This window comes from Methanosalsum natronophilum (assembly GCF_024808815.1).
GTDB lineage: Archaea > Halobacteriota > Methanosarcinia > Methanosarcinales > Methanosarcinaceae > Methanosalsum > Methanosalsum natronophilum.
Window position 1 is genome coordinate 1 of sequence record NZ_JANUCS010000017.1, and the last position, 18,291, is coordinate 18,291.

The following is an 18,291-nucleotide window of genomic DNA, read 5'->3' on the forward strand; positions in this document are numbered from 1 at the left end:
CACAACCTCAACTTGCAGTACGTTTTATGACAGTTGAAAGTAATAAATCTTTTAATCGCGCTATCTTTGTAGGTGGACCTTTTATACTAATGATGGCTGGTGTTGCATATATAACAGGTGCTTTATCAAACGTTTATTTTTATGATAATTTTGGTCAGCTTGCAATTGAAGTTGCAGGTGGGAATACGGATCTTGTAATACCTGCATATATTAATAGTGCAATGCCGGATGCATTTGTAATTTTGTTTATGTTAGTGTTACTCGCAGCTTCAATGTCCACATTGAGTTCACAATATCATACAATGGGCACATCTATCGGTCATGATGTGTATAGAGAATATATTTTGAATGGTAATGTTGGTGAGACCGTTACTATTACTCGTATAGGCATTGCAGTTACTATTTTGATAAGTGTAATACTAGCCTATCTTCTTCCAATCAGTATTATTGCTAGAGCTACTGCTATTTTCTTTGGTTTATGTGCAGCTGCATTTCTCCCTATATATATAGGTGCACTTTTCTGGAAACGTATGAATAAACAAGGTGCAATTGCAGGTCTTGTAGTGGGCTCAATATCAAGTTTGTTTTGGTTAACTTTTGTTCATGAAGCTAATGCTGTGCCACTTGGTATTTCTCAGTTCTTAACTGGAAATGAAACCATCATATCAGGTACGCTTACGTTAGTAGATCCGATACTAATAGCTACACCTCTAGCTGGGCTGGCAGCTATAGTAATAACTCTAATTACACCACCACCTAGTGAACAGACGAATGAAAAATGTGAGAAATAATCTAGAATAAGCTAGTCTAACTTTAATTTTTATCATGCACCCAAAACTCACCATCAAAAGTAAACTCTTTTTTCCATATAGGTACTTTTTCTTTAACTAATTCTATAGCTTCACTTAATACTGGAAATAGTTGTTGACGGTGCGATGCAGCTACTACTATATAAACAATATCTTCAGCAGGTTCAATGTGTCCTGATTTGTGATGAATTAAAACATCTACTATTCCTTCTTGTTGCTTTAATTTATCAGTTATTTCTTTAATTTGTTTTTGGGCTAAAATATCATATTTCTCAAATACAAGCCTTTGAGTTTGGAGATTTCCAGTAATCTCTCTAACAATCCCAGTGAAGGTCCCAACTGCTCCTGCTTTTTTTATGTTTGAATTTGACTTGACACGATTTATCAGTGAATTTAATGTCACAGTATCTTCAAGTGAGTATATTATTTGTATAGCAGATTCAATTTCTTGCTCATTGAATGAGTCGATATGAGCTTTTATATTATCTATTCTTTCGTTTGAAGGTAGATTTCCAACTAAAATTTTTGGGACCCGGGTTTTTTTTCCTCCTTCGATAATTAAATATTTTATGCCAGAATTTGCCATATTTTCAATAGCATCAGTTAAACTAATTTTTTTACTATAAGTTATCATACCATCATCAAGGATACCTGTTACTACATTTGATCCAGCCTCAAAGTGTTTACCTGTATCAGTATCAATATCCAAAAAGTTATGATTTTTCATATATTTGATAGTTCCAACTGGACCTTTTTCACTCAGTTTCTTAACTATTGTTGAAACTATTGTAGTCTTACCTGAGTCTTTTTTACCTACAATTGCAATGACTTTCATGACTATCACTTTTAGTAACTTATTACTCTAAATGTTGAACACTGGTTTTAGGAGATTGAAATAAATCCATGTAATCATAAAATTTTTGAGGCATTTGAGTCTGTACTGGTAAACCTAATTTGATAGCCTCTGATGCTTTGATTGGAGTTATATGTATTAGTTCTCCACTATATAGTTTTTTAGATAGTTCTTCAAGCTTCTCTTTATCTTCATATTTATCATCTAATAGTTCATAAAAAACGGATTTTGTTAGATTAAGGGCCTTTTTTGAAATATCACTCATTATGACCGTGCTATCATCGGCTTTATCTCCTTTTACCTGTGCTGCATAAATCCAAGAAGGTGCAGGAAAGCTGCCTCTCATCCAATCACCTATCTGGGGATCAATGGGACCAAGTACAGCATTTGAATCCATTAATATTTCATCTGCTGCTAGTGCTATAATAGTTCCTCCCGACATTGAATAATAAGGCACAATAACTCTTGTTTTTTCAGGATGACTTTTTAAGGCTCGTGCTATTTGTATACTAGCATGCATTTGTCCACCAGGTGTATGGACTATAATATCAATTGGTCTTTTACCGGCGGTTCTAATAGCTCTTATTATCTGTTCTGCATCATCTGAATCTATATATTGATAAACAGGCACGCCCAAAAACGAAAGTGCCTCTTTTCTATGAATCATTGAAAGAACTTTAGTTCCTTGTTCTTTTTCTATTTTTGTAATTGTTTTTTTCCTTCGTTTATTTATCCCTTTTAACTGGACTTGTGGATAGAAAATTACGTAAAAAATAAAAATAATTCCTACAACTATGATAATTGTCCAAATATCAATTAATTCAAAAACCAATTTTAGTTCCCCTATTATATTTCTAGTATTCTAATTTACATTAAAGTAAATACTTCAGAAATAAATAGTTACTTATGGATTTAACTTAGTATAATAACTATAATATAATATAATCAAGTTTAGGTTCTAATAGAATAATATAACTTGTAATTGCTCAATAAGCTCTTATTATTAGTAAAAAAGTTTATATTTATAATTCTACGATAGCTGAAAAACAAAAGCATTTTTAGGAATTAGATTTTTGTTTTTGATAGTCTTTTTTCTAGACTTAAATATTATTGTTTTATTTGATTTATAGGAAGATGGAATGATGAAAAAAGTAGAATTAAGCGATCCATATACAGTACCGTATAAAAAAATATGTGCGATTTGTGATGAAAAGAATGAGATTGCTGAGATAATTGAATTTTTTGACTGCTATGGTGGTGCTGCATGGTCAAGATACCACTATTCAAATTCTCCTCTGGTTGAAGATGCATATGTTCTTGGAGATACAATAAGATACCTTGTAAAAACTGGCCAGAAAAACCTTAATCTTAAGCCTTCAACTGCGGCAGCAGGTATAGAATCATTTATTGTTAAAGATAATGAGGCTCATATCACATATTCTGGTCTTGGTGGTGGAGGAGTTGGAGCCACAAAATGTAGAAGCTCTGCGGATGGAATATTGCGGTCTAGTTTCACAGATTCTGGGGGAAGTAGAGTTGCTAAGGGAACAATTGTAGTACCTAGGATGGAACGACTTATTATAGGTATTGATGACACAGACTCTAAAGAAGAGGGTGCTACATGGTCACTTTGCCATAATATTGCAAAAGAAATAGATTCTCATGAGAAAAGATATTTGTCCCATTCACTTGTACAGCTATATCCCGTTCCAACTAAAACTCAAAACTGTGTCGCTACAGTTCTTGAATTTGGCTGTAGCTCTGAAAAAGCTAAGGATATAATTATTGATGAATTGAAAAATGCTTTGTTAAAGTATAGTGTCTCAAATGAAACAGGTATGGTTGCAATCTCATCTTTTAGTGCAGATAAATATCAAGATTATAGTAAGTTATGTAGGACGAGACAACTAACTAAAGCGTTTGCTCTAGATTATGCCAAAAAAAACCAAATTAAAATAATCTTAAATGGAAATGGAGTGATTGGTGCACTTGCAGCACTTGCATGGGTTGCTAAATCTGATCAATCTATTATTATGGAAGCTGACTAAAATGAGGAATTATGCTGAAAATGGTAATGGAAATCAAGTTAATGATCATATGCCATTTACAGGACTTGAAGCTTTAGTTATTGCAGCAGAGGATGCTGATGTAGAGGTAGCTGTAGCAGTACCTGGTTATCCTATTACAGCTATTATGGAGAATTTCTTTGATAGAGGTACTATTAACGCAAATTGGGTTACAAATGAAAAAGTAGCCCTTGAAATTGCTTTAGGGTCATCTGTTGTTGGGATGCGATCTCTAGTACTAACAAAACATGTAGGAGTTAATATATTATCAGATACATTAATTACATCATGTACACATACCATTGGTTCAGGTATAGTGATAATTGCAGGAGATGATCCAGGTGTAGTTGCATCACAAAATGAACAAGATTCTAGGTCTTATGGTTTTATTGTAGAAAATGCAGTATATGATCCTTCAACTCCACAAGTACTATATGAATCAATTCATCATGCTTTTAATATTTCTGAGAAAGCTTCTATGCCTGTAATTATTAGAGTCACTAATAGAATCCTACAATTATCTTCCACGATTGAAAGAGTAAATACTGAAAAAAACTCTAAGCTTTTTGACCGTAACATATGGAAATTAACTATGCGTGGAAAACATCAGCGTTTCCATAAAGTAGCCTACCCACTTATGAAAGCTGAAAGTGAGATTACTACTTTAAATATGGTTATCAATAGAGGTAAAAGTATTGGAATAATTTCATCGGGATATGTATCACATGTTATAGAAAATGACCTAAAGTATTGTATCAACCAAAAAAAAATATCACACTTAATGTTAACGATGATATTTCCATTACCTAAATTACATTTAGATGATTTTATTAAAAAACATGAATATATACTTGTTATTGAGGAAACTGAACCTGTTATTGAATCTTTTCTTAATTCAACTGGATACAAAAAGATATGTGGGAAAAATACCGGACATTTACCTTATGGTTTAATTGAAATAAATGATATAGAATTTGCAATAGAAAATGCACATAAGTATTATGTAAATAACCAAATAACCGTTCAAACAATTAAAGAACGTGGATCAAGATCATTGTGTAAAAAATGCCCTTTTATTCCTTTATATAATGCATTAAGTCATTTTGATGTTCCGATTGCAGGGGATCTTGGATGCTCAATACTTACAGCCCCAAAACCATTTGAGCTTGTTGATACCGGCTTTTCGTTAGGCTCATCAATATCTGTTGCTATGGGATTTAAAAGAAAAGGTATTGCAATTATTGGTGATTTTGGATTAGCCCATACAGGAATAATTGGATTGATAAATGCAACCCATATCAACTCAGACGTTTTGATTATAGTTTTACAAAACGAAATTGCTGCTATGACTGGAGGACAAAATGTACCTGATCTGACCAAAATTGTAAAAACAATAGTGAAAGACACAACAATCATAGAAACTGATAAATTAAGCAAATCACTTTTAGAAGAAGATATTTACAATATTGTAAACTCCAAACTATCACATGATGGAGTTTCTGTTTTATTAGTAAGAGGTACTTGTGAGAAAAGTTATTACTTAGACTAACTTAAAAAATAGAACCTTGTCTGTTATTTCACAATAAAATTTATAAAGTTAAATTTTTGTTTATCTTAATATAGCTAAAATTAAATGAATGCATAGTGCTTAAACAATCAGACGAAACTAAATAATCATTTTTCTTACTGGTTATAAGATTAACTTATTTAACATTCTATCTTGTTGCCATCTACAATATATATAATGTGATTCAGCTTGTTTAATATGGCTTTTTACTCGATTAAATCCAGCTGAACCTAATGTCGAACCTATATAAAAATTGAAGCTTAAATAAAGATTAAGGTAACCTATTTTGCCTACATGTATATTGTAGGAGTTGAATATGAGAATATTAATATTTTTTTAATCTAACTTAACATTAATCCCCAGTATATTATTTTTACCTTTATAAATATCTCTTGCAATTTCTGCACATCCAATTGCTGCGCTCCATTTATTTAGTATATGCGCATTTATATCTAAAAGTTCGTTTATTTTGTTAGTAACATATTCTACTTCTGCAACTGAACCAGCTAGTATTACATCGCCAAAAGTTCCATTTTGTTCCTTCAGCAGCAATTGTAGGCTAGTTATTTCCATGGCACTAAAAAGTGATATGGTATCAAGTGCTAAAATTGCATCTTGCTCTTTTTTTTCAAGTCCTGTTAAAATTTCAGCTAAATTAGAATAAGGTGTTCTTTTTATCACACCAGCTGTAGTGAAAGCTTCATTTGCAGTATATTTATGGGAATCTACATCTCTAATTGCAAGAACATCAAGAGGGCCATGATGAATTCCAGGTGCAAAGATACATGCATCTATTGCACCAACGAGTTTACTACTAGCAACAGCTAAAGTAACAGTATTAGAACTAATATCTGATATTACGAAGTTAGTGAATCCCTTACATAAAGAATGATATGCGATACCAATTTTTTCGGGGCTGGTCGAGTGAGAAAAAATATTTAACCTAGAATCTGTACTACTTTTTGCATGAATACCTGGTATAACAAAAGTAGGTATTTGCGAACATTTTATGGCGTCAAAAACACGTTCACCTGCACCAGTTTTTACCCCTACTCCTTTGTTACTAATAATTCCTCTATTGATAACTTTATTTATGTTTTCTATAGAATTAATGCCATCACCCATAGAATATGTAATAGCTGCCATTTTTACCTGTTTAATTTGAATATCAAGCTTAGAGGTCAAAAGGTTAATTATTTCATATTCTGACATTATTGCTAAAGTATTTCGTTGGATAGCAATTTTTTTAATGTTATCATAATCAATTGTAGCAACACGGACAGCAGTGGTTCCATGATCAATTCCCAAAAACATGTTTTCAATCCGGTAAAAATATTATTTATCAATTAACAGGGCTTGATTTATATTATTCCTAATCCTTTCACCTGCTTTTTTATCCCCAGCCGTAGTAACAAGTCGAATCTCTTGAGTAGTTGTTCCTTGAGATATAAGCAACCTAAGATTACCTCTATCATCAGCTCTCATTATTTTGCAATTCAAAGATCCTCCAGAAACTCCTTTTCCTTTAACTTTGATGAATGAAGGTATTATTTTTTTTATTTCAGAGTTTAAACTAATAGTTTTCAGGACTTTTTTACCTAAACGATCACCAACTATAGTTGTATGCGATCCTCCAAGCTTTTTTTTGAGACTCTCGTTACTATCTGACTTTTCTTTCATGTGAGTATCAAAATCTGAATGTCAATAATCTCTTTCAATCATATAATCCGCAATTCTCTTCAACTTATCTTTAGCATCTGAATCTGGTAAAACTTCAAGCTTTTCTTTTCCTTCTCGTATATATGAGAAAGCTAGCTCTTCTGCGTACTTTATTGAACCAGATTCATGGAGTAATTGAACAGAAGCCTCAATTTCACTATTAGTAGCTTTGCCTTTCCCGAAAATATTTATATCTACATTTTTTTCTCGAGCATGTATTGCAATTAGTGTTTTTTTACCCTCAAGTATATCACTACCACGAGATTTACCTAATATTTCTTCTGGTGTTATTAAATCCAAAACATCATCATATATTTGGAAACCAACACCTACCAGTCTACCATAATCGTAAAGTGCATCTGCAACTTCTTCAGACGCTCCACCAAGTATTGCACCAACTTTGGCAGCTGCTGCATAAAGGACAGAAGTTTTTTTCTCAACCATCTTAAGGTATTCTTCTTTAGTTACATCATCCCTGTTCTCAAACTCAATATCCATCCATTGTCCTTCACATATTTGTGTGCATGTTTTTGAGAGGACGCCTATTGATTTATTTAATCTATCAGGATCATTATCCATACCTGAAATAATTTCAAAAGCTTTTGAATAAAGGGTATCACCTGCTAAAATAGCACCTGAACACCCCCATTTAACATGTACAGCTTCCATACCACGTCTCACTGGATCCTCATCCATTATATCATCATGAATCAATGTAAAGTTGTGAACAAGTTCTACTGATACTGCAGCTGGTAAAATATCGTCTAAATTTGCACCAACTGCTTGAGCAGCAAGAAGTAAAGTAGCAGGACGAAGTCTCTTCCCACCCGCATCTGGCAGATATCTTGAAGCTCTATAAAGTTCAACTGGTTGATTTATAGGTAGCATTTTGGAGATTTCTTCATCCACATCAGCTGTAATTCCACGCAATTCATCAATAATATTTGGCATATATATCACAAATCCAAAATTATAATTCTCATTCTTGAATGTAGAGTTCTAGTTCTTCTCCGTTTCTTAATAAATGAACAGTATCTCCCATAATATAACCAGCATCTTCTGCCAGTTCGATATAGGAACTGTGCATATTAATATTACCATGTGCAGGTATCACATGTTTTGGTTTTACCATCCTAAGTAGTTCCCAATGGTCTTCTCTATATGCATGCCCTGAAACATGTACGTCAGTGTAAAGTCTCGCACCTTTCATCTTAAGCTTAGTTTCAACAGCATATCTATTAGCTTGTGTCATTGGACTAGGTATCACATTAGCTGAGAAAATAACCCTATCTCCAGGGTCAGTTTTAAAGGGTGTGTCACCATTTGCTACTCGAGTTAAAATTGCACCTGGTTCTCCTTGATGACCTGTAACTATTGGCAAATACTTTTCTTTACCTTCCTTCATGATTTTTTTAAAGGCATTATCTATCTCTTTTCTCGATCCATAAACTTCAGCGTTTTCTGGAAGGTGAATATAACCCATTTCATTTGCTGTCGTAACGTATCGATCCATAGATCGACCTAATAATATTGGCGTTCTACCCATTTCACCTGCAAATTGTATAATTGAGTTCATCCGAGCTATATGTGATGCAAATGTAGTTACAATCATACCCACTTCAGGTTCTTCAGTACCAAGCAAAACATCACGTAACATATCATGAGCAACTTGTTCAGATGGTGTTTTTCCAGAAACCCCTGAATTAGTACTTTCAGTAATTAAAGCAACTACACCCTCATTACCAAGCTCTCTTAATCTTGCAAAATCTGGTGGTTCACCGAGTGTTGGCATTCTGTCTAGTTTAAAATCACATCCATATAAGATGGCACCAATTGGCGTATGTATAGCGATAAATACACAATCTATTATACTATGTTGCATTCTTATTAGTTCGATTGAAATTTCATCAGTTACTTGATAAGTCCCACCAGCATCAATACCTATTATTTTGTTTTTCACACCAAACTTTCTTTCGGAATCAATTTGGTGCTGAATTAAAGCTGATGTATAAGGTGTACTTATAATAGGAGCTGAGTATCTATGGGCTAGTTTTGAAATAGCTCCGATGTGATCTAAATGGCCATGCGTGCATGCGATAGCTTTAACATTACCGTTTATCTGTTTCATTATAGTATCATCAGGTATAGCTCCCATTTGAATTAGTTCAAGTGAATGCATTTTATCAATTTCTACATCCTCATGAATTTGAACCCTATCTAGCCTTAGTCCCATATCGATAATAATTATATCTTCGTCTATTCTTATAGCAGTCATATTTCGGCCCATTTCATTGTAGCCACCAACTGCAATTATCCCTATTTCTGTCATTATAAATCTCCAATTTTTTAATTTTTTAATTTTTGTTCTTACAAATCCCTAGATTTTTATGATAAAATGATTTATAGTACATCAGGTTTTAATGCAAAATAAGATGTGTCAAAACCTCTTTGCGCTAAATATTCTTTTGTCCATCCTGTAACTGTTAATGGGGATTTTTTTAGCTGCGATATATTTTTACATCCAGTAAGAAACATTGAAATTTTCAATTCTTCAATTATTTGTTCTATTTTTTTGGTTACGAATTGTGAGCCTTTAAAGGCCGGCTCAATGAAAGGAAGTGCTGAGCTAGCTACAGATGCACCAAGTGATATAGATTTAGCAACATCAAGGCCACTTCGAACACCACCTGTAGCTATTATTGGCAAAGAAACATCACATTCTACTATACTAGCTACTGTAGGAATGCCAAAGTCCCAGAAAAGTTCACCTACATTTTGCCTATAAGAATCTGTGCTTTGGGTGTTGGCACGATACACTTCAACACCTGCCCAACTAGTACCTCCAACACCTCCCACATCTATAGCTGAAACACCTGCTTTTTTCAATAAAATAGCATCTTCGTGGGATATACCACATCCAGTTTCTTTTACAATAATTGGTATATCGAGTTCACATATTTCTGAAATTGAATCTATAACACCTGTAGCATTAACATCTCCTTCAGGTTGTATTGCTTCTTGTAAAAAATTAAGATGAATAGCAAAAGCATCTGCATCGATTACTTCTATCATTTTTTCCATAGCTTCAATTCCATACTCTCTTATTTGTGCAGCGCCTATATTACCATATATGAAAGAGGTTGGGGCCTTATCACGCACAATAGTAAAGGAGCTTTCTTGTTCAGGGTCTTCAATCGCTGCTCTTTGACTTCCAACTCCAATACCAACTCCTGTTTCTTCAACGGCTTCTGCAAGAGCAGCATTAATAGCAGTTGTATCAGGATGTCCACCTGTAATTGATGCAATTAAAAAAGGTGTTTTAAGCTTTTTTCCAAAGAAAGATACTGAATGGTCAATTTCATTCATATCCATTTCAGGCAATGCTCGATGTACTAAGCTAATATCATCAAATCCAGAATTTTTGAATCTTGATTCTACTGGACTGCTAGAACACAATTTTAAATGCTCAATCTTTCTTTTGGAAGTACTCATTGTAAAACCTATTTTATTTAAGTGATATAATTCATTATTTCTCTATTTTAGTACCAATATTATTCCCATTAAGGAACTCTCTAATGTTATTAGGAACCCTTCCATTGAAAATATAAGAGGTGGTATTAGTTTGTCTTGATAATTCTAAGAGTTCTTTGACTTTACCAAGCATACCGCCAGTAACATCTATTGATTCTGAAGGGCCAATATATTCACTGACTTTCTGATAATTGCTAGTGTTAATAGTAGTTATGGTATTACCACTTGAATCCAGCACACCGTTTTCAAAACTTCCTATACCTATTCTGGAAGCTTTAAGCTTGTGGGCAATAAAGGTGGTTATTTGATCGCCTGAGATAACAGAAACCTTCAAATTTTCATCCATGACTACATCTCCATGTAGAACAGGGATTATTCCTTCTTCAACCATAATAAGGATGTTATCTAAAAACATTTCAACAATTCTTCCATTCTTAGAGATACAGTTGCTTAATGGGTTTACTGAATATGCTTTGGACCCCTTATTATTCAGCTGTTTTACGAAAAGAGAATTAAGTTCTTTAACTGATTCATGTGTCAGAAAACCGCCATTAATGTTAGATGTATTCTTCAGATTATATTTTTTAGCTAATGGGTGACCAAAGGACCCTGCTCCATGAATTATTATAAGTCTCTTATTGCAGATACTTATTTCTTCACAGATTCGTTCAATTTCATTTAATTGTGGGCTGCCAAAATCTGAACTTTTATCAGTTATTAAACTGCCACCGATTTTTAATATTGTAATGTCATTAACAGTTTTCATATTTTGACTCCACGTTCACACCACAATTTGTTGTATTTGTGATTAATGAATCTCCACCATTAGCAATTATTGCTTTAGAGATGTTATCAACATGGTCTTTACTTGTAAGCGAAAACATACAACCACCACCACCAGCACCAGTAGTTTTAGATCCGTAAGCACCAGCACTTCTTGTAGCATAAACAAGATTTGATAGTTCCTTAACATTAACACCTAATGAATCAAGAAGGCCATGATTAATGTTCATTAGTTCACCTATCGCACCATAATTTTTTTTTTCAAGGTGCTTTTCTCCAATATTAGGAAGTTCACCTATTATGTTTATAATTTGGTCTATCAATTGGGGGTATTCTAACCTTAGCATAGAGACGTCATTTACAATTTCTTTTGTTGAAGATAACTTATTAGTATTTCCAATAACTACGCCACATTCAATTAATGGTAACTTTTTGCAATTGGACATTTTAATCACTCCACCATGAGTGGAAACATAGGTATCTGTTAAACTTGCGTTGTTCTGTACTTTCATCTCTACTTTGTGGCCTAATTTTGCTATATCATTATGCGTTAGATTACATTCAAACAAAGAATTTAAGGCACCTATAGTTGCAACTGTTACTGCTGCCGATGAACCTAAACCTGAACCAACTGGAATATTCGAGTCAACTTTTATAGCAATACCTGTAAATGATACTAGCTTTCTCATTTCTTCAACCACAGTTGAAATATATGGATGAATATCGAAGTCTAAACCTGTAACTCCCAATGAAGACAGTATAGTAGTTCCACTAGATTTAGTAGCAGTTACCCACGTTCGAAGGTCTATTGCACAGCAAATTGCATCTTTGCCATACACAACAGCATGCTCACCAAAAAGGTAGATTTTACCAGGAGCTGAACAAATTACCATTTAAATTCCATAAAATCAAGTTTTCTAGACGTTTTATTCCACTATAATAGCACCATAGCCAACAACTGAACGCATATCCCCAATAATATCTCCGCTTGTTTGATATCTAATAAGTCGAGATTTTTTGGCTCCTAATAAAGTAGATGCAGTTAACATAGAAGCTATTGGTCCAAACCCACAGGCTGAAATATTAAGTTCATTGATTCTATTGTAAATTTCTGGAACAGCCAGGTTTTCGACAGCTTCAATTAAATATTTATCATTATTGTAAGCAACTTCTGCACTTTCATAATGTGTAAAGTCACTGGATGCAATTATGACAACATTTTTTCCAGTTTGTTTAACTGCTTTAGCTATAGCGTTTCCTACATTAATAGCAGACTTTTCATCTTGAAGCCCCATACAAATATTTAAAATTTTGAAATCATCATGGATGTATTGTAGAAAAGGCAATTGAACTTCAATTGAGTGTTCTAAGCTATGTGCAAGCTCATCTTCAACAATGATTGATCCAGTTAGATTTTCAGCAAGTTCAGTGTCTGACTTAATTTCCCCTAGTGGTGTAATCCATGTATCCATGGATAATGATACAGGTTCTCCATAGCCAGTATGGTTTGGTCCGATTATTATATAAGTCTCAGCCTTTGGAATTTTTGAATAGACCTCTGCAGCTACAGATCCTGAGAAACTATAGCCTGCATGTGGTACAACAGCACCTAACATATTTGTAGGTGTCACTTCAATGTCCATAAAACAATTTCTTAATTCAACTATTAAAGCGTTCGAATCAGATGGATAAAACTGACCCGCAACAACTGGTTCTCTCATGATTAGATTGCACCTTCTAATTATTCTTTTATTTACACTGGCATTTTCAATTCTGCTTCAAAATCTTCTATATTATAAGTGAAAATAGAATCGTTTAATTTAGCAATTTCTCTAGCTAAAAGCCAATATACAAGGGAAAGTGCTTTCCTTCCTTTATTGTTTGTTGGAATAACAAGATCAACTTTGGATGTCATGTTATTTGTGTCACATAATGCAACTACTGGAACTCCTACTTTAACAGCTTCTTTGATAATCTGTGCATCACCTGCAGGGTCAGTAACTATCACAACATCAGGCTCAAAAAAACCTCTTAATGCGGGATTTGTTAGAGTTCCTGGTATGAATCTTCCGACCATGGCTTTTGCCCCAATTGCCTGGGCAAACCTTTTTGCTGGATATTGGCCATATTGTCTAGCTGAAGTTACAAGAATCCTTGAAGGATCGTATTTTGACAAAAAGTTTGCTGCCATCTTGATTCGTTCATCAGTTGCTTGTATATCGAGAACATAAAGGCCATCGGTTCTAACACGATAAACAAAGTTCATCATATCTTGTGTTTTTTGTTGAGTTCCAATATGTACACCTGAGGCTAAATATTCATCGATTGGTATTAGGGAAGCCTGTTGACCTGTAGTTTCGTCTTTACTTATATCTTCTTCATGCAAGGTTGTATTTGGTGAGATTACTTCATTTTCCTCACTTGTTTCAACAGGTTTTTCTTCGATTTCATCAATTTTACTTGCATCTTCCTGGATATCATTAGTATCTTTATTTTCCATTAAATCACCTTTTTATTATAATCTCTTTTAACAGTTATAGGAATAACACCTTCTTCAAGTTCTTTCATTGCTAAATGTAAAGGATCCATGTCAGGTTCATCAATCAGTACAGGTGCTCCCATTGAAATCTGTAAAGCACGTGCACCAATAATTCTTGCGCGTTCATATTTTGTAAAGCCCTTTAGGTTCAATAAATCACCTTTTATTGAATAGTTAATTAACAAATTGTAAAAAGCAAAATCAGCTAATATTAAATTGAAATATATTTGGATGGTTATAATAAAATACCCGCTAAATATATTGGGTTGTTCAGAATCCCTCTGAACATGGTTTTATTCTATCAAATTTCAATAAGTGTACTAGATGAATCTTGGCATAATTTTATTTAAGCTCGTTTAATAGTAAGGAGCAATAGTATCAACCAACTCTACATGGGATAGCATCATTCTTCTGCAACAATATCTTGTTACACGAAGGTCATCCAAAATGGTATCAGAGCTTTCTCCTTCATAGACTCTCCTCTTAAATTCTTCCCATTTATTGGCTATTACACCACCACAACTAAAACATCTTACTGGAATCATATATATCCCTACTCGCAAGTTTACCTGTAAGACTTTTGGTACTTTGCCCTTGCTCCAGGTCCACCAAATTTCTTTGTTTCCTTTTGTCGTGAATCACTTACTAACAAGTTTCTATCATAATCTGAAAACTTATCACGGATGTTGGTATCATTTGTCCATTCTACAATACCTTTCGAAATAGCTGTTCTTATAGCATTTGCTTGACCTACAATTCCACCACCTTTTGCATCAACATCGATGTCAAGTTCTGAAACTGCATCTTTTGCGAGGATTAGAGGTTCCATAATTTTCAATTTAGCAAATTCTGGCTGGAATATTTCTATTGGTACTTTGTTAACTCTAATTTTACCTGTACCTTGCGTAACGGTTGCGCGTGCAATTGCTCTTTTATTTTTACCTGATGATGTGACAACTTTAGTAGACACTTAAACACCTTCCTTAATATTTAGATCCCAAACGCTTACTTACATCTCCAAGCTTGACATATTTGTTTGAGCTTAGACGCGTTATACTTGCTTCGTCGAAAGTAACTAATTCACTGTCTTTAAGTTCAACGGGTATTCCTACATAAACTTTTAAGTTGGATAATGCATCTTTACCTCTTTTGCTCTTATAAGGTAGCATTCCTCTGACAGTTCTTTTTAGAATTCTATCAGGTCTTTTTGGAAAATATGGCCCCCATTCACGAGTTCCAATCTCTTGAAACTTAACATAATCTTCTATTGTTTTTATTTTGGATCCAGAAATAATGGCATTCTCTGCATTAACAATACTTATTTCTTCTCCAGCTAGTAATTTTTGAGCAACTATACTTGCAAGCCTGCCCATTATAAGTCTATTAGCATTAATTACCGTCATTTAAAACACCTACTTTAAAATCCTAACTCCAGATCCACTTGGGTTTTCATCAAGCAAGGATTCAATGGAAATACATTTCCCGCCAACTTCTGCTACTTTTTGTTTTGCAGTTTCACTAAATCCGAGTGCAGCAATTTTAACAGCATGTTTTAGTTCACCTGCTCCAAGAACTTTACCAGGCACTAGAATTAGCTCATTATCTATAGAATTTCTATTTATTTTGCTTAGATTGACCTGTGCATATGTTCGTCTTGGTTTTTCAAGTCTTTTTGCGATATCTTTCCAAATCAAGGCATTTTCTTCATATGACTTCTTTTTTAAGGAAGAAATCAGTTCCGGCATCTGTGGATTAGTTTTACGTTCAATTTTTTTTCTAGATAATTTACCCATAATCTTCCTCCGCAAGGTTAAAATTCTTACTCACGCAGTTAATGCGTTCGAATAACTGGGTGTAAAATCAATATATTTTAAATCGTTGCATGGATAACTCTACTAGTACATAAATATTTTGCATTCAAATTGCATATTTACTCTGATAGGTAATCATCTAATATATCATAGAATTCATTTAAATCACAACCTAGTTCTCTGCCTACCAAAATCGCTATGATTTCAATATCAACTAGCTCATGAAATTGATTTTGTTTTTCATTAACTTTAGCAATAATCTCTTTTTTATCCATTTTGCACTCTGCGCTGATTTTATTTATAATGAGTTCAAAGTTATTGTTTTCTTCTTTTAAAATAGTTGATAGTTCTGAAGGCCTAACTCCTTTTCCTATATCTACCTCATTAAAATTGAATGTTGGTTGTAAGGTTCCATATATATCCTTTAAGATACCAGTTTCAATAGCTTTTTTTCTCAATGAAGCTGCCTCCTTTGGAGACATCCATTTAAAGTCAAGTGAAAGAATAAAATCAAATTCTTTAGGCGATATTTTATTTTTTTTCTTTTTCTTGAATGGAGCTGCGATAATTTCTATTAGTGTGCTCATCTTGTTTCACTTCTTACTTCTTGAATTATAGTATCAGCAGTTCTTCTACAACCAACTCTCTGGAACCGTTAATTTATTTATATCTAAAAAGGAAAAGTATTATATTCGGCTTCTTCACGAGCTATATGTGTATCTCCTTTTCTAACATAAAATTCAATTAAATAACTTTATTGTATTTTTATCCCAAAATGAATTTTCTATGAAATAGCTTGTGATAGTTTTGACTCTCACATATCTTATTTTTTTAAAGTTATCATATTTTGATAAACTATTCTAAAATAATTCATATTTTATTCATGGTTATGTATTTAGATATTTAATAAAAACTAATGTATAAAAAATGGATTTGGTTAAAGTTTCACCAGCTTAGCATCTAAAAGCCCTTCTATGTTCCTAATTTCTTCAAGAATTGTTTCAGGAACTTCACTATCTACATTAAGTGCCATTATAGTAATTCCACCAATCTCGACTCTACCAACTTGCATACCTGAGATATTGATGTTATTTCTACCAAGAATAAGACAACATGGACCTATTACATTTGGTTTGTTTATGTGATTTGAAACTATCATATATCCTTGAGGAACAAGATCAACTCTATAATTATCAATCTGTATGATTTTTGGATTGTTTCCTATAACTGAACCTGTAACTGTCTTGCTTTCCCCATCTTTAGTCAGTCTTATAGATATAGTTGAGGTGAACTCATCCTTGTTTTCTGATTTACTTTCTATAATTTTTATCTTTCTAGAATTAGCCACATTATGAGCATTGACATAATTTACACCTGATCCAAGAACAGTTTCCAATAAACCTTTCAAAGCCGCAGTTGTAACTGGTCTTGTATCTTTTTCTGCAATATCACCATTATATGAAACTTCAATAACTTGATGTTTACCACTAATTAACTGTCCCAACATGCTACCCATTGTTTCTGCTAAGTTAACATAAGGCTGTAAAAAAGCCATCATTTCGGGTTTGATTGATGGTATATTAATAGTATTCTTTGCAAAGCCTCCATTTAAGACAGAAATAACCTCTTCAGCTATTGAGACAGCAACATTTACTTGTGCTTCTTCAGTTGATGCACCAAGATGTGGTGTAGTAATAACATTCTCAAAGTCCATTAGTGGTGAATCAAAAGGTGGCTCTTCAACAAATACGTCAAGTGCTGCACCGACAATTTTTTGTTCTTTTAATGCTTCTACAAGAGCATCTTCATTTATGATGCCACCACGTGCACAATTTATTACTCTTACACTCTTTTTCATTAAGCTAAATTCATGGCTATCAATAATATTCTTAGTTTCTTTTGTAAGGGGTGTGTGTACAGTTATAAAATCAGCTTTTTTAGCAATTTCCTGAACGGATGCTAATTCTATCCCCAACTCTTTTGCTCTGTCTTCAGAAATATATGGATCATATGCTATAATTTTCATTTCTAAGCCCTGAGCACGTGTAGCTACTTCAGTTCCAATTCGTCCCAAGCCAATGACGCCAAGTATTTTATCTGTAACTTCTACACCCATAAATTTTTTTCTTTCCCATTTTTTGGATTTTAGGGACATATGGGCCTGTGGCACATTTCTAGCTAAAGACATTAACATAGATATAGTATGTTCAGCAGCCGATATCATATTGCCTTCAGGTGCATTAACAACAATGATACCTTTTTCAGTAGCTGCTTGAACATCAATATTATCTATACCTACACCTGCTCTGCCAATGATTTTTAGACTTTTTGCATTTTCAATTATTTTTCTAGTGACTTTAGTTCCGCTTCTTATTACAAGTGCATTAAAATCTTTAATTTTATCTGCAAGTTGATCTTCGGAAAGTCCAACCGCGATTTCAACTTCACATGCTTCTTTTAATTTTTCAACTCCTTCTTCTGACAAGGGGTCACTTACTAATACCTTCATTGTTATTTTCTCCAGCTCAAATAAATATCATATCAAACTTATCTATAATTATATAATATCAAGAACTTTTATTTTATTTGGATTTGTTGAATTGGCTTTATAGT

22 protein-coding genes are annotated in these 18,291 nt (G+C 33.4%); 3 read left to right on the forward strand and 19 right to left on the reverse strand.

What is annotated here, in order from left to right:
• A partial coding sequence (locus J2T59_RS08495) for a sodium:solute symporter family protein (protein ID WP_374761087.1) occupies positions 1 to 791 on the forward strand: 791 nt, incomplete at its 5' end.
• 22 nt (positions 792 to 813) lie between these two features.
• Here the strand turns inward: J2T59_RS08495 and J2T59_RS08500 are convergent.
• Together J2T59_RS08500 and J2T59_RS08505 are read right to left on the reverse strand one after the other, a co-directional pair.
• Positions 814 to 1,644: a molybdopterin synthase gene (locus J2T59_RS08500; RefSeq protein WP_259135510.1), complete on the reverse strand. Its 831-nt coding sequence runs from the start codon at positions 1,642 to 1,644 to the stop codon at positions 814 to 816.
• Between the two features lie 22 nt (positions 1,645 to 1,666).
• Positions 1,667 to 2,494, reverse strand: a complete 828-nt coding sequence (locus J2T59_RS08505) for an SDH family Clp fold serine proteinase (protein ID WP_259135511.1) — start codon at positions 2,492 to 2,494, stop codon at positions 1,667 to 1,669.
• Between the two features lie 307 nt (positions 2,495 to 2,801).
• Between J2T59_RS08505 and mmp11 the strand changes: the two genes are divergently transcribed.
• Complete coding sequence (gene mmp11, locus J2T59_RS08510) at positions 2,802 to 3,710, forward strand: methanogenesis marker protein 11 (protein ID WP_310572672.1); 909 nt, start codon at positions 2,802 to 2,804, stop codon at positions 3,708 to 3,710.
• A 1-nt stretch (position 3,711) separates the two neighbouring features.
• Complete coding sequence (locus J2T59_RS08515; RefSeq protein ID WP_259135512.1) at positions 3,712 to 5,277, forward strand: thiamine pyrophosphate-dependent enzyme; 1,566 nt, start codon at positions 3,712 to 3,714, stop codon at positions 5,275 to 5,277.
• Positions 5,278 to 5,418: 141 nt separating this feature from the next.
• Here the strand turns inward: J2T59_RS08515 and J2T59_RS10280 are convergent, their stop codons facing one another.
• The 17 genes from J2T59_RS10280 to serA all read right to left on the reverse strand — a co-directional run bounded on the left by J2T59_RS10280 (position 5,419) and on the right by serA (position 18,187).
• On the reverse strand, positions 5,419 to 5,625 hold the full coding sequence (locus tag J2T59_RS10280; protein WP_510186665.1) for a DUF123 domain-containing protein: 207 nt from the start codon (positions 5,623 to 5,625) through the stop codon (positions 5,419 to 5,421).
• 6 nt (positions 5,626 to 5,631) lie between these two features.
• Positions 5,632 to 6,609 (reverse strand): methanogenesis marker 12 protein, encoded by a 978-nt coding sequence (locus J2T59_RS08520; RefSeq protein ID WP_259135513.1) that lies wholly within the window; start codon positions 6,607 to 6,609, stop codon positions 5,632 to 5,634.
• A gap of 21 nt (positions 6,610 to 6,630) precedes the next feature.
• Positions 6,631 to 6,975: a DUF2103 domain-containing protein gene (locus tag J2T59_RS08525; RefSeq protein WP_259135514.1), complete on the reverse strand. Its 345-nt coding sequence runs from the start codon at positions 6,973 to 6,975 to the stop codon at positions 6,631 to 6,633.
• A gap of 21 nt (positions 6,976 to 6,996) precedes the next feature.
• On the reverse strand, positions 6,997 to 7,965 hold the full coding sequence (locus J2T59_RS08530; protein ID WP_259135515.1) for a polyprenyl synthetase family protein: 969 nt from the start codon (positions 7,963 to 7,965) through the stop codon (positions 6,997 to 6,999).
• Between the two features lie 28 nt (positions 7,966 to 7,993).
• Positions 7,994 to 9,343: an RNase J family beta-CASP ribonuclease gene (locus J2T59_RS08535; RefSeq protein WP_259135516.1), complete on the reverse strand. Its 1,350-nt coding sequence runs from the start codon at positions 9,341 to 9,343 to the stop codon at positions 7,994 to 7,996.
• Between the two features lie 71 nt (positions 9,344 to 9,414).
• Entirely contained in the window at positions 9,415 to 10,506 is a 1,092-nt protein-coding gene (gene fni, locus J2T59_RS08540) for a type 2 isopentenyl-diphosphate Delta-isomerase (RefSeq protein WP_259135517.1), read from the reverse strand.
• A gap of 34 nt (positions 10,507 to 10,540) precedes the next feature.
• Positions 10,541 to 11,311 (reverse strand): isopentenyl phosphate kinase, encoded by a 771-nt coding sequence (locus J2T59_RS08545; protein WP_259135518.1) that lies wholly within the window; start codon positions 11,309 to 11,311, stop codon positions 10,541 to 10,543.
• The gene (locus J2T59_RS08550) at positions 11,298 to 12,221 is read right to left on the reverse strand and encodes a mevalonate kinase (protein WP_259135519.1); all 924 of its coding nucleotides are present in this window, start codon (positions 12,219 to 12,221) and stop codon (positions 11,298 to 11,300) included. Before J2T59_RS08550 ends, J2T59_RS08545 begins: the two co-directional genes overlap by 14 nt.
• Positions 12,222 to 12,254: 33 nt before the next feature.
• A complete protein-coding gene (locus tag J2T59_RS08555) occupies positions 12,255 to 13,049 on the reverse strand; it encodes an MEMO1 family protein (RefSeq protein ID WP_259135520.1) in 795 nt (264 codons plus the stop codon).
• A 32-nt stretch (positions 13,050 to 13,081) separates the two neighbouring features.
• Positions 13,082 to 13,828, reverse strand: a complete 747-nt coding sequence (gene rpsB / locus J2T59_RS08560) for a 30S ribosomal protein S2 (RefSeq protein ID WP_259135521.1) — start codon at positions 13,826 to 13,828, stop codon at positions 13,082 to 13,084.
• Positions 13,828 to 14,019, reverse strand: a complete 192-nt coding sequence (locus J2T59_RS08565) for a DNA-directed RNA polymerase subunit K (RefSeq protein WP_259135522.1) — start codon at positions 14,017 to 14,019, stop codon at positions 13,828 to 13,830. The genes rpsB and J2T59_RS08565 overlap by 1 nt, the downstream gene beginning before the upstream one ends.
• Positions 14,020 to 14,223: 204 nt before the next feature.
• A complete protein-coding gene (locus J2T59_RS08570; RefSeq protein WP_259135523.1) occupies positions 14,224 to 14,412 on the reverse strand; it encodes a DNA-directed RNA polymerase subunit N in 189 nt (62 codons plus the stop codon).
• Positions 14,413 to 14,432: 20 nt separating this feature from the next.
• The gene (locus J2T59_RS08575; RefSeq protein WP_259135524.1) at positions 14,433 to 14,837 is read right to left on the reverse strand and encodes a 30S ribosomal protein S9; all 405 of its coding nucleotides are present in this window, start codon (positions 14,835 to 14,837) and stop codon (positions 14,433 to 14,435) included.
• 13 nt (positions 14,838 to 14,850) lie between these two features.
• Positions 14,851 to 15,270 carry a 50S ribosomal protein L13 gene (locus J2T59_RS08580; protein ID WP_259135525.1) on the reverse strand — a complete coding sequence of 140 codons (420 nt, stop codon included), beginning with the start codon at positions 15,268 to 15,270 and terminating at the stop codon, positions 14,851 to 14,853.
• 9 nt (positions 15,271 to 15,279) lie between these two features.
• Positions 15,280 to 15,660 (reverse strand): 50S ribosomal protein L18e, encoded by a 381-nt coding sequence (locus J2T59_RS08585; RefSeq protein WP_259135526.1) that lies wholly within the window; start codon positions 15,658 to 15,660, stop codon positions 15,280 to 15,282.
• Positions 15,661 to 15,797: 137 nt separating this feature from the next.
• Complete coding sequence (locus J2T59_RS08590) at positions 15,798 to 16,265, reverse strand: DUF2240 family protein (RefSeq protein ID WP_259135527.1); 468 nt, start codon at positions 16,263 to 16,265, stop codon at positions 15,798 to 15,800.
• Positions 16,266 to 16,615: 350 nt separating this feature from the next.
• Entirely contained in the window at positions 16,616 to 18,187 is a 1,572-nt protein-coding gene (gene serA / locus J2T59_RS08595) for a phosphoglycerate dehydrogenase (protein ID WP_259135528.1), read from the reverse strand.
• Between the last annotated feature and the right edge of the window lie 104 nt (positions 18,188 to 18,291).

What these genes read in the sequence shown, in the direction of transcription:
- mmp11 (WP_310572672.1), top strand. Translation starts at nt 2,802, where the DNA reads ATGATGAAAAAAGTAGAATTAAGCGATCCATATACAGTACCGTATAAA.
- J2T59_RS08525 (WP_259135514.1), bottom strand. Translation starts at nt 6,975, where the DNA reads ATGAAAGAAAAGTCAGATAGTAACGAGAGTCTCAAAAAAAAGCTTGGA.
- rpsB (WP_259135521.1), bottom strand. Translation starts at nt 13,828, where the DNA reads ATGGAAAATAAAGATACTAATGATATCCAGGAAGATGCAAGTAAAATT.
- J2T59_RS08515 (WP_259135512.1), top strand. Translation starts at nt 3,712, where the DNA reads ATGAGGAATTATGCTGAAAATGGTAATGGAAATCAAGTTAATGATCAT.
- J2T59_RS08520 (WP_259135513.1), bottom strand. Translation starts at nt 6,609, where the DNA reads ATGTTTTTGGGAATTGATCATGGAACCACTGCTGTCCGTGTTGCTACA.
- J2T59_RS08580 (WP_259135525.1), bottom strand. Translation starts at nt 15,270, where the DNA reads ATGACGGTAATTAATGCTAATAGACTTATAATGGGCAGGCTTGCAAGT.
- J2T59_RS08570 (WP_259135523.1), bottom strand. Translation starts at nt 14,412, where the DNA reads ATGATTCCAGTAAGATGTTTTAGTTGTGGTGGTGTAATAGCCAATAAA.
- J2T59_RS08545 (WP_259135518.1), bottom strand. Translation starts at nt 11,311, where the DNA reads ATGAAAACTGTTAATGACATTACAATATTAAAAATCGGTGGCAGTTTA.
- J2T59_RS08530 (WP_259135515.1), bottom strand. Translation starts at nt 7,965, where the DNA reads ATGCCAAATATTATTGATGAATTGCGTGGAATTACAGCTGATGTGGAT.
- J2T59_RS08550 (WP_259135519.1), bottom strand. Translation starts at nt 12,221, where the DNA reads ATGGTAATTTGTTCAGCTCCTGGTAAAATCTACCTTTTTGGTGAGCAT.
- J2T59_RS08555 (WP_259135520.1), bottom strand. Translation starts at nt 13,049, where the DNA reads ATGAGAGAACCAGTTGTTGCGGGTCAGTTTTATCCATCTGATTCGAAC.
- J2T59_RS08590 (WP_259135527.1), bottom strand. Translation starts at nt 16,265, where the DNA reads ATGAGCACACTAATAGAAATTATCGCAGCTCCATTCAAGAAAAAGAAA.
- serA (WP_259135528.1), bottom strand. Translation starts at nt 18,187, where the DNA reads ATGAAGGTATTAGTAAGTGACCCCTTGTCAGAAGAAGGAGTTGAAAAA.
- J2T59_RS08500 (WP_259135510.1), bottom strand. Translation starts at nt 1,644, where the DNA reads ATGAAAGTCATTGCAATTGTAGGTAAAAAAGACTCAGGTAAGACTACA.
- J2T59_RS08585 (WP_259135526.1), bottom strand. Translation starts at nt 15,660, where the DNA reads ATGGGTAAATTATCTAGAAAAAAAATTGAACGTAAAACTAATCCACAG.
- J2T59_RS08535 (WP_259135516.1), bottom strand. Translation starts at nt 9,343, where the DNA reads ATGACAGAAATAGGGATAATTGCAGTTGGTGGCTACAATGAAATGGGC.
- fni (WP_259135517.1), bottom strand. Translation starts at nt 10,506, where the DNA reads ATGAGTACTTCCAAAAGAAAGATTGAGCATTTAAAATTGTGTTCTAGC.